The 3,065-nt window shown below is 43.5% G+C and carries 3 protein-coding genes and 1 pseudogene; 1 reads left to right on the plus strand and 3 read right to left on the minus strand.

Features of this window, described 5'->3' with window-relative positions:
• Nucleotides 1–142 precede the first annotated feature (142 nt).
• A pseudogene (locus tag O9324_RS22335) lies at nucleotides 143–289 on the minus strand (transposase); the annotation flags it as partial.
• A 294-nt stretch (nucleotides 290–583) separates the two neighbouring features.
• Between O9324_RS22335 and O9324_RS22340 the strand changes: the two are divergent.
• Nucleotides 584–1,447 carry a helix-turn-helix domain-containing protein gene (locus O9324_RS22340; RefSeq protein WP_288141336.1) on the plus strand — a complete coding sequence of 288 codons (864 nt, stop codon included), beginning with the start codon at nucleotides 584–586 and terminating at the stop codon, nucleotides 1,445–1,447.
• Between the two features lie 222 nt (nucleotides 1,448–1,669).
• On the opposite strand, the gene O9324_RS22345 is transcribed toward O9324_RS22340, so the two are convergent.
• Nucleotides 1,670–2,182 carry a dihem cytochrome c family protein gene (locus O9324_RS22345; RefSeq protein ID WP_288141337.1) on the minus strand — a complete coding sequence of 171 codons (513 nt, stop codon included), beginning with the start codon at nucleotides 2,180–2,182 and terminating at the stop codon, nucleotides 1,670–1,672.
• Between the two features lie 624 nt (nucleotides 2,183–2,806).
• Nucleotides 2,807–3,065: bluetail domain-containing putative surface protein (locus tag O9324_RS22350; protein ID WP_288141338.1), on the minus strand; the 259-nt coding region annotated here is incomplete at its 5' end.

Consider the following 3,065-nt stretch of genomic DNA (forward strand, 5'->3'; position numbering starts at 1 on the left):
AGAAAATTCCCTAAGCTCCCTCTCTGTCCAGCAATGCTCTAAAGTTGATAAATATCAATCTAACAAAAACTCAAAGCCTTACTATACAAGCTTTACAAGCATGAGTTGTTAATAATTTTGCATAACAGGTTTGGTAGAGTCGAGAATATTTATCGATTTTGTCTTCTCTCTTGGCATCCATCCAAAGCCTTAATGCTTTGTTTCTGATGAATTGTACTGTACGAATAGCTTCATCTATGGCAGAAGACCGACTTGGTTTGACCACTGCTTTCATTTCTAAGATAATCATTGTTTATCGACCTCAAACAACTTATTTTAAGTTAACCTATACAGCAGAGATTGTCAAGATTTTAGTCGTGCTTCCCTCTTTTATACTGGTCGGGGTGAAACCCCGTCGCGCTAAGCACTTCCGGTCTTCACCCCGACATTTGAGATAAAAAACTTAACTTTTGCAAGTATTGCTGATTTTTGCTGGTTTTTGGAACCTTTTCGCCGGTAATGATGACAAGGTGAAAGGAGCTTCTAGAGAACAGATTATCCCAAAATAACAAAATCGAGATTATCATCTAAGTTGGTATAGATTATGACTGGAATTATGAGTCAACTCAGTCCCCTACAAGCCGAACAAATCAAGGAAATCGGGACTTATTTACGTCAAAAACGGGAAGAAAGCTGCCTGAGCATAGACGATATCGCCGCCCTGACGATGATTAGATTGCCAATGCTAGAAGCGTTGGAAACGGGGAATTGGGAGAAATTACCAGAATTAATTTATGTCAAGGGATTTATCAAACGCTACGGTGATGCTCTAAAAATTGATGGTAAAGCTTTAGCCGATCGCTTGTCTCCTAGTGCGGAACAATTAGCTCAAGAGGTAACTATTCCGAAAACACTGCCCACAAAAGTTACCACTCTCCCCAAGGCTGAACCTGCTGCCCCAAAAGTGGAACCGGTGAAACCAGAAAAACCAGCCCCAGAAACTAGCCCCCAACCGGCTAAATCAACCTTTTTCGGGATGTATCTCTGGCTAGGCTTGCTGGCGGGCATATTTTGTGGTATTGGCTATCTTTTCCTCCGTCCCCCTCTCTCTAACCCCCCTGCCGTTACTCCCTCTCCTTCCCCCGTGGGTTCCCTCGCACCAGTAGTCCCTCCCGTGCCGGTAGCCTCTCCTTCCCCTTCTCCTCAGCCAAAAGTTCCCCTCTCAGCCGAAGTAACTATTGAACAGGCCGCTTGGGTAAGGGTAATTGCCGATGGCAAAAAAGTCTATGAAGGCAATCTCCAACCCGGGACCAAACGAACTTGGACAGCCCAAAAGAGTTTAAATATTCGATCGGGCAATGCTGGCGGTGTTAAAATCTCTCTTAACCAAAAACCTGCCCAATTAATGGGTAAAGCGGGCCAAATTGGCGAAATCACCCTCACTGCACCCCCTCTCAGTCATCAGTAAACAGTAATCAGTAATCAGTTAACTAAAAACTCACATCTGAAAACAAGGGCCGAATCTAAGACCTAATTGGTTAAGCTAAAAGCTTTGATATGCTTAGTTTCTAACCTTCTTTTTAGGTAGGAGAATTGTCAGATTCTGTCTTTTGCCTCTTGCCTGTTGCCCCTTGCCTTCAGAAGCTGAAAACTGAAAACTGATAACTGAAAACTGAAAACTGATAACTGATTAGGCTGCATTATCCCAGATGGGGGTAAGGGTCTGATAATCGTAGCGGGAAGCGTTGGGATGACAGGTGACACAGGTGGTGTGACCGAGAGGAGTGGGTAAATTGACCCTAGGGTGCAAAACCTTTACATAGCTGGACTGTTCAATTAGGAGGGGAACAAAAGTAGTCTCGCTAAGAGGGCGGGAAGAATAACTGAGATAATCCCAGATAAGACGCTGAGTAATGCCAACAATTGGTTTTAAACGGATGCCATAGTGAGAATTAGGATTTTCTAGGATTTTTTTCCAAGTTTGACTCGGTAGGATACTGGGGGGAATGGCAATATGGCAAGTGGCACAATTTTCTAGATAGGTTTGCTCTCCAATTTGATAACGATTCAGCAATGTATCCGAGGCAGGAGATTGGGCGATCGCTGGTTGTTGAAGTAGCGAAGCCAGTAGAATACCCCCTAGAATACTGAGGAGAAAGAGGATCAGAAAAAAAATCGATTTCACTTGACCGCTGGAAGGCATGACTGGGATGACGAGTAATTGAACACAATTTTGACACTCTCGCCATCACAATGCAAAGCTGTGTGATGGGAGATTCTTGCTTCACAGAAACCTGCTTTTTGAGACGAATCCCAACGAGTCTTACAGTCTCTCCACAAGTTTAAACTCCTGACTGCCCATCAGTATTTGGGTTCTTCTGGTTTATGTGTGGAAACGAGGTCTATACTGATATTTTCTAGTTTCTTCCTCGGCCCGACTGAGCATCGCCGAACCTCAAAATAGCCCTAAAAGTCTTGCTTGATAGGTAGGGTTTGCGGCAAAAAGCACGGGCGAAGCATTCGGATAGAAAATCTCCGGTTTCACCGATATGTTATTGTCCGAATGCTTCGCCCCTACAGGACGCGGGCCGATGAAGACGCAAGGTTTTGAAGCACGATTTTCTCAAAATCTTGCACCTGTTTCGCCAGAAAAGCCACAAAACCGCTATCTTGCCTACATTTCACATTTATTCAGCAAACCCTAGGTATTTTATGGTTTCATAAGCAAAAATTATAACACAAAGTCGAGAAGAGCCTCTTAACTTTTTTATATCAAAATTACTTGAACGGGAGCATTAAAAGGGGAGAATTAATCCCCCCCATTAATCTAGACAAAGAAACTATTGACTGCAATAGGGCCGAGCGCCGGTAAAGTACCCGTTAACCCAGTCAGATTAATCACCAAATCATTAGCACTTTGGAAGCCTGCTGTACCATCGTTGATAATTAGGTAAGTAGAAAAACTATTGTCCCGCACTAAAACAGCACTGTTAATTCCGAGAGCTTGATTTCCGGCTGTTGCCCCATTAGCATCGGTAAAGACGTTAGTAACAATAGTGTCAATATTAGTCGTGGTGCTATCTGTT

It is taken from the genome of Microcystis sp. LE19-84.1B (genome assembly GCF_027531875.1).
GTDB classification, from domain to species: Bacteria; Cyanobacteriota; Cyanobacteriia; order Cyanobacteriales; family Microcystaceae; genus Microcystis; species Microcystis panniformis.

Excerpts from the sequence above, each read along its gene's own strand:
- O9324_RS22340 (WP_288141336.1), top strand. The coding sequence starts at position 584 with ATGACTGGAATTATGAGTCAACTCAGTCCCCTACAAGCCGAACAAATC.
- O9324_RS22345 (WP_288141337.1), bottom strand. The coding sequence starts at position 2,182 with ATGCCTTCCAGCGGTCAAGTGAAATCGATTTTTTTTCTGATCCTCTTT.